Origin of the sequence: Streptomyces sp. DT190, assembly GCF_049846985.1 — a bacterium.
Classification (GTDB): domain Bacteria; phylum Actinomycetota; class Actinomycetes; order Streptomycetales; family Streptomycetaceae; genus Streptomyces.
The window spans coordinates 22,193-28,659 of the sequence record NZ_JBNCNM010000042.1 but is presented as its reverse complement, the minus strand read 5'-3'; the positions used below and the strand labels follow the sequence as shown (position 1 = coordinate 28,659).

Here is a 6,467-nt window from a genome sequence, read left to right as displayed (position 1 = left end):
GTATCAACATATCTGGCGTTGACTTTTGGCACGCTGTTGAGTTCTCAAGGAACGGTCGCTTCCTTTGTACTCACCCTTTCGGGCTTTCCTCCGGGCGCTTCCCTTCGGTCTTGCGTTTCCGACTCTATCAGATCTTTTCTCGACCCGATTTCCTCGGCGCTTTCCAGGTTTCCGCTTTTCGCGGTTTCCTTTCCGGCGGTTCCGACTTTATCAGAAGTTCTGAGCCGGATTTCCCGCCCCGGCCGGGCATGGTTCCCGGTGCCTGAGTTGGCTCGGGTGCCCCGTCGGGAGGAGTTGTAAACCTACTGGAGCGGGGCGCCCCGATGCAAATCGAGGCGCCCCACTCCCAGTTGGTACTGGCTCAGACCCGACGGGCCGTCAGACCTCCACCACCACGGGCAGGATCATCGGCCGGCGCCGGTACGTGTCCGAGACCCACTTGCCCAGCGTGCGGCGGATGAGCTGCTGCAGCTGGTGGGGTTCGACGACGCCGTCCTGCGCCGAGCGTTCGAGTACCTCGGTGATCCGGGGGGCCACGTCACCGAAGGCGGAGTCCTCGATGCCGGAGCCGCGGGCCTGGATGTGCGGGCCACCGGTGATCTTCCCGGTGGACGAGTCGATGACCACGAAGACCGAGATGATGCCCTCGTCGCCGAGGATCTTCCGGTCCTTGAGGGCCGGCTCGCCGACGTCGCCGACCGAGAGGCCGTCCACGTAGACGTAACCCGCCTGGACCTTGCCGGAGATCTTCGCCTTGCCCTTGATGAGGTCGACCGCGACGCCGTCCTCCGCGATGACGATGCGGTCGTGCGGGACGCCGGTCAGGGCGCCCAGTTCGGCGTTGGCGCGCAGGTGGCGCCACTCGCCGTGCACCGGCATCAGGTTCTTGGGGCGGCAGATGTTGTAGAAGTACAGCAGCTCGCCGGCGGAGGCGTGGCCGGAGACGTGGACCTTGGCGTTGCCCTTGTGGACCACGTTGGCGCCCCAGCGGGTGAGGCCGTTGATCACGCGGTAGACCGCGTTCTCGTTGCCGGGGATCAGGGACGACGCCAGGATCACCGTGTCGCCCTGGACGATGCGGATCTGGTGGTCGCGGTTGGCCATCCGGGACAGGGCGGCCATCGGTTCGCCCTGGGAGCCCGTGCAGACCAGGACCACCTCGCTGTCGGGGAGGTCGTCGAGCGTCTTGACGTCCACGACCAGGCCCGGCGGGACCTTCAGGTAGCCCAGGTCCCGGGCGATGCCCATGTTGCGGACCATGGAACGGCCGACGAAGGCGACCCGGCGGCCGTACTCGTGGGCCGCGTCCAGGATCTGCTGGATGCGGTGCACATGGCTGGCGAAGCTCGCGACGATGATCCGCTTGCGGGCGCCGGCGAAGACCTGCCGCAAGACGTTGGAGATCTCCCGCTCGGGCGGGACGAACCCCGGAACCTCGGCGTTCGTCGAGTCCGAGAGGAGCAGGTCGATGCCCTCCTCGCTCAGGCGGGCGAACGCGTGCAGGTCCGTGAGCCGGCTGTCCAGCGGGAGCTGGTCCATCTTGAAGTCGCCGGTGTGGACGACCATGCCCGCGGGGGTGCGGATGGCCACGGCCAGCGCGTCCGGGATGGAGTGGTTGACCGCGACGAACTCGCAGTCGAACGGGCCGATGCGCTCACGGTGCCCCTCCGCCACCTCGAGGGTGTACGGGCGGATGCGGTGCTCCTGGAGCTTGGCCTCGATGAGGGCGAGGGTCAGCTTGGAGCCGATCAGCGGGATGTCCGGCTTCTCGCGCAGGAGGTAGGGGACGCCGCCGATGTGGTCCTCGTGGCCGTGCGTGAGGACGATGCCCTCGATGTCGTCGAGGCGGTCCCTGATGGACGAGAAGTCCGGCAGGATGAGGTCGATTCCGGGCTGCTCCTCCTCGGGGAAGAGCACTCCGCAGTCGACGATCAGCAGGCGGCCTCCGTACTCGAAGACCGTCATGTTGCGGCCGATCTCGCCGAGGCCGCCGAGCGGGGTGACCCGCAGGCCGCCTTCGGGGAGCGGCGGGGGCGGGCTGAGTTCGGGGTGCGGATGACTCAAAAGACTCTCCTCACCACACGCGCCACGTACCGGTGGGGCACGTGGCGCGCATGACGTTCGTGCAGAAGCAGTTGTCGATGTGGGGTGGTGCGGGCACCGGTGGCCCGCTTATTCAGTTGTGAAGCACATGCGCGGGGGTCCGCGCGAAGTCTGATGTCAGAGCTGTACCCCGCCGGCGGCAAGATCGATCTTGAGTTGCTCGATCTCCTCGGGCGCGCACTCGACCATGGGGGCGCGCAGGGGTCCGGAGGGCAGGCCCTTGAGGGTGAGCGCCGCCTTGGTGGTCATCACGCCCTGCGTGCGGAACATGCCCGTGTAGACGGGGAGCAGCTTCTGGTGGATCTCGGTGGCCTTCTGGACGTCACCCGAGGTGTACGCCTCGACCAGGGCCCGCAGCTCGGGGGTGACCACGTGGCCGACGACGGAGACGAAGCCGACCGCGCCGACGGAGAGCAGGGGCAGGTTCAGCATGTCGTCGCCGGAGTACCAGGCGAGGCCGGAGCGGGCGATGGCCCAGCTGGCGCGGCCGAGGTCGCCCTTGGCGTCCTTGTTGGCGACGATCCGCGGGTGCTCGGCGAGGCGGACGAGCGTCTCCGTGTTGATCGGGACGCCGCTGCGGCCGGGGATGTCGTAGAGCATGACCGGCAGGCCGGTCGCGTCGGCGACGGCCGTGAAGTGCCGGTAGAGGCCCTCCTGCGGGGGCTTGTTGTAGTACGGCGTCACGACGAGCAGGCCGTGGGCGCCGGTGCGCTCCGCCGCGCGGGCGAGTTCGATGCTGTGGTGGGTGTCGTTGGTGCCGACTCCGGCCACGACGTGGGCACGGTCGCCGACGGCTTCCAGGACGGCCCGTACGAGATCCGCTTTCTCCGCGTCGCTGGTGGTCGGGGACTCGCCGGTGGTGCCGTTGATGATCAGGCCGTCGTTGCCTGCGTCCACCAGGTGGGTGGCGAGCCGCTGCGCGCCGTCGAGGTCGAGTGCGCCGTCCGCCGTGAAGGGCGTGACCATGGCGGTGAGGACCCGCCCGAAGGGGGTCTGCGGAGTCGAGGTCGGAGCCATGGGTTACACGCTACTCGTTGCTCAGGAGCGGGTCTGCCCTAGGGGCAGGCGACAAGTCGTGACAAAGGTGGAGCCCGGCACTGCTTGCTCGGGGGTTCAAGCAGTGCCGGACCCGTTTGATCAGGCTAGATGAACTTCTCGAAATGCCGCAATACGGACACTTCGCACGGCTGAACCGTACAACTGTGCCTGACCGGGGAAGCGGACGGCGTCACGGCGCCACGCGACCGTTGGCGTTGAAGGCGGCGTAGGTGAGCGGCATGAGCCGGGCCCACTCGGCCTCCATCTTCTCGCCGACCATCTCGATCTCGCGCTGCGGGAAGGACGGCACCTTCGCGAGCTCGTGCTGGGTGCGCAGACCGAGGAAGTGCATCAGCGACCGGGCGTTGCACGTGGCGTACATCGAGGAGTACAGGCCGACGGGCAGGACCGCGCGGGCGACCTCACGGGCGACGCCGGCGGCGAGCATCTCCTGGTAGGCCTCGTACGCCTGACGGTAGGAGTCCTCCATGACCCGGCCGACGAGCTCCTGCTGGGCCTGGGTGCCCTCCACGAAGACGTACTTGCCCGGGCGGCCCTCCTGGACGAGCTTGCGGGACTCGTCGGGGACGTAGAAGACCGGCTGGAGCTCGCGGTAGCGGCCGCTCTCCTCGTTGTACGACCAGCCGACGCGGTGCCGCATGAACTCGCGGAAGACGAAGATCGGGGCGCTGATGAGGAAGGTCATCGAGTTGTGCTCGAAGGGGCTGCCGTGCCGGTCCCGCATCAGGTAGTTGATCAGGCCCTTGGAGCGCTCGGGGTCCTTCTTCAGCTCGTCCAGGGACTGCTCGCCGAGGGTCGAGACGCGGGCGGCGAAGAGGACGTCCGCGTCGGACGCGGTGTGCTTGACCAGCTCGACGGTGACATCGCTGCGGTAGCTGGGCTTGAGGTCGTCGGCGGGGGTGTCGGTCACGGTTGGCGGGGCCTTCCATCTCGTCGTGTGGCGACGCCACTCTACGGCTCGGCCAAAGGGGCGCGATCGGGGGCGTGCCGCGATGAAGTCGGTGAAACAGGGCACCTCTGAGGGAGTTCGTTCGTCTCTACAGACGAAAGTGATCCGTTCCACCCTTGAAGGGAGACGCACCCCTGATGTCCGGTCGGCGTGAACCCGTACCGTTTGCCTTCGTCGCCGAGGCCGACAGGTTCCGCAGCAATGTCACTCCCCCACCGCCCGAGCGGCCGTCCGTCGGCCAGATGGCCGGTCGATGGCTCATGGGGCTCACCATCGTGGCGGGACTCGTGGGGTCCCTGGTCATCGGGACGCCCGCGCTGTCGCCCGACCATTCCGCCCAGCAGCCTCAGCAGTCGCAGGCGTCCGAGAGGCGCTGAACCGCCCCGGACCGGCGGTGACTCCTATGGCCCCCCGCCAGTGGTGACCGGGGACACAGATCGGTAGCCTCACCGGGCACAGCCCACGCCCGGATCGAGTGAGGACCCGCCGTGCCCCTGCCCTTCCTGACGGCCGACCGCGTTTTCGAGGCGGCGGACGACGTTCCGTTGCCGTACGACGACCGTGACCACTGGCGGCGGCCGTACCGGCCCGGGCCCTGGCGGGTGGCGGCGGCGGCGCTCGCGCTGCTGCTCGCCTCGTTCGTGCTGTTCGCGGCCGTCATCATCGCGGCGACGGCCGAACCGGCCTCCGCCGGGCTGGTCTTCGGCCTCGCGCTGCTCGTCATCGCCGGCGCGTTGCGGCTGCTGCGTGTGGGCGTGTGGGTGAGCGCGCGCGGGCTGCGCCAGGTGGCCTTCCTGACGACGCGTACGGCGCCCTGGGAGCAGGTCGGCTCCGTGCGCACGGTGCAGCAGCCGGTGCGCTGGCTGGGGCTGCCCCGGACCGTGCAGGGCCAGGCGCTGCTGCTGGAGCGGCGGGGGCGGACGGCGGACGGTGCGCCGCTGCTGATGTCCACGCACAACCTGGACTTCCTGGGCCGCACGGAGGCCTTCGACCGGGCGGCCGACTCGGTGGAGGCCTGGGCGGACGAGTACCGCCCGCACTGACCTGCTGCTGACCTGTGGAGGGGGCCGGACCGTATGCACGGTCCGGCCCCCTCCGCATGCGCAGGCCGCTTTTCAGGCCCTCTCGGGCTGTCTGCCGTCGTGCAGGGCGATGGCGCGCTGCATCGCCTTGCGGGCCCGCGGGGTGTCGCGGGCGTCGTGGTAGGCCACGGCGAGGCGGAACCAGGTGCGCCAGTCGTCGGGGGCGGCCTCCGTCTCGGCCTTGCGCCGGGCGAAGACCTCGTCGGCCGAGTCCCGGTCGATGCGGCCGCTGGGGGTGCGCTTCAACTCGTCGACCGGCAGGCCGCCCTCGGCGTCGAGCTCGGCGGCGAGGGCGTTGGCCCTGCGGACGAACTGGGTGTTCTTCCACAGGAACCACAGGCCGATGGCGGGCAGGATCAGCACCGCCACACCGAAGGTGACGGTGAGGGGGGTGCCGGTCTCGATGAGCAGGACGCCGCGGCTGCCGACCAGGACGAAGTAGACGACCAGGACGGCGGCCGTGAGGGCGTAGGTGAGCTTCGCGCGCATGAGGGTCAGGGGCTCAGTTCAGGTCCAGGAAGTGTTCCAGGCCGAAGGTCAGGCCCGGGGTGCTCACCACGCGGCGGGCGCCGAGCAGGATGCCCGGCATGAAGCTGCTGTGGTGGAGCGAGTCGTGCCGGACCGTCAGGGTCTCGCCCTCACCGCCGAGCAGGACCTCCTGGTGGGCGAGGAGTCCGCGCAGCCGGACCGCGTGGACCGGGACGCCGTCGACGTCGGCACCGCGGGCGCCGTCCAGGGCGGTGGCCGTGGCGTCGGGGGCCGGGGCGGTGCCGGCGGCGCGGCGGGCCTCGGCGATGAGCTGCGCGGTGCGCGTGGCGGTGCCGGAGGGGGCGTCCACCTTGTTCGGATGGTGCAGTTCGACGACCTCGACCGACTCGAAGTACGGGGCGGCGAGCTGCGCGAACTTCATGGTGAGGACGGCCCCGATGGAGAAGTTCGGCGCGATGAGCACGCCCGTGGCCGGGGACTTCTCCAGCCAGCCGGTGAGCTGCGCGAGGCGCTCCTCGGTCCAGCCGGTGGTGCCGACGACCGCGTGGATGCCGTGGCCGACGCAGAAGTCGAGGTTGGCCATGACCGAGTCGGGCGTGGTCAGCTCGACCGCGACCTGGGCTCCCGAGTCGGTCAGCGTCTCCAGCTTGTCGCCCCGGCCGAGGGCGGCGACCAACTCCATGTCCTCGGCGGCCTCGACGGCCCGGACCGCTTCGGAGCCGATCCGGCCCTTGGCGCCGAGGACCGCCACGCGCAGCTTGCTCATCTCTTGTGCTTCTTTCACC

At 69.5% G+C, this 6,467-nt stretch carries 8 protein-coding genes; 3 read left to right on the top strand and 5 right to left on the bottom strand.

The window, feature by feature from the left end:
* Positions 1-266: hypothetical protein (locus ACPXCS_RS39025; protein WP_425947910.1), on the top strand; the 266-nt coding region annotated here is incomplete at its 5' end.
* Between the two features lie 112 nt (positions 267-378).
* On the opposite strand, the gene ACPXCS_RS39020 is transcribed toward ACPXCS_RS39025, so the two are convergent.
* The 3 genes from ACPXCS_RS39020 to thyX form a co-directional block, all read right to left on the bottom strand.
* Entirely contained in the window at positions 379-2,064 is a 1,686-nt protein-coding gene (locus ACPXCS_RS39020; protein WP_425947909.1) for a ribonuclease J, read from the bottom strand.
* Between the two features lie 156 nt (positions 2,065-2,220).
* Positions 2,221-3,120, bottom strand: coding sequence for a 4-hydroxy-tetrahydrodipicolinate synthase (gene dapA / locus ACPXCS_RS39015; RefSeq protein ID WP_425947907.1), 900 nt, complete (start codon positions 3,118-3,120; stop codon positions 2,221-2,223).
* 211 nt (positions 3,121-3,331) lie between these two features.
* A complete protein-coding gene (gene thyX / locus ACPXCS_RS39010) occupies positions 3,332-4,072 on the bottom strand; it encodes an FAD-dependent thymidylate synthase (RefSeq protein ID WP_352120094.1) in 741 nt (246 codons plus the stop codon).
* Between the two features lie 176 nt (positions 4,073-4,248).
* Between thyX and ACPXCS_RS39005 the strand changes: the two genes are divergently transcribed.
* Both ACPXCS_RS39005 and ACPXCS_RS39000 read left to right on the top strand, forming a co-directional pair.
* Entirely contained in the window at positions 4,249-4,488 is a 240-nt protein-coding gene (locus ACPXCS_RS39005; protein ID WP_425947905.1) for a hypothetical protein, read from the top strand.
* Positions 4,489-4,599: 111 nt separating this feature from the next.
* The gene (locus tag ACPXCS_RS39000) at positions 4,600-5,154 is read left to right on the top strand and encodes a hypothetical protein (protein WP_425947904.1); all 555 of its coding nucleotides are present in this window, start codon (positions 4,600-4,602) and stop codon (positions 5,152-5,154) included.
* A 72-nt stretch (positions 5,155-5,226) separates the two neighbouring features.
* Here the strand turns inward: ACPXCS_RS39000 and ACPXCS_RS38995 are convergent, their stop codons facing one another.
* Positions 5,227-5,682 carry a hypothetical protein gene (locus ACPXCS_RS38995; RefSeq protein WP_309094378.1) on the bottom strand — a complete coding sequence of 152 codons (456 nt, stop codon included), beginning with the start codon at positions 5,680-5,682 and terminating at the stop codon, positions 5,227-5,229.
* A 13-nt stretch (positions 5,683-5,695) separates the two neighbouring features.
* Positions 5,696-6,448 (bottom strand): 4-hydroxy-tetrahydrodipicolinate reductase, encoded by a 753-nt coding sequence (gene dapB / locus ACPXCS_RS38990; RefSeq protein WP_425947902.1) that lies wholly within the window; start codon positions 6,446-6,448, stop codon positions 5,696-5,698.
* Between the last annotated feature and the right edge of the window lie 19 nt (positions 6,449-6,467).

Bases quoted from the DNA above. Each gene is read 5' to 3' on its own strand.
- ACPXCS_RS38995 (WP_309094378.1), bottom strand. From the start codon at position 5,682: ATGCGCGCGAAGCTCACCTACGCCCTCACGGCCGCCGTCCTGGTCGTC.
- dapB (WP_425947902.1), bottom strand. From the start codon at position 6,448: ATGAGCAAGCTGCGCGTGGCGGTCCTCGGCGCCAAGGGCCGGATCGGC.
- ACPXCS_RS39005 (WP_425947905.1), top strand. From the start codon at position 4,249: ATGTCCGGTCGGCGTGAACCCGTACCGTTTGCCTTCGTCGCCGAGGCC.
- dapA (WP_425947907.1), bottom strand. From the start codon at position 3,120: ATGGCTCCGACCTCGACTCCGCAGACCCCCTTCGGGCGGGTCCTCACC.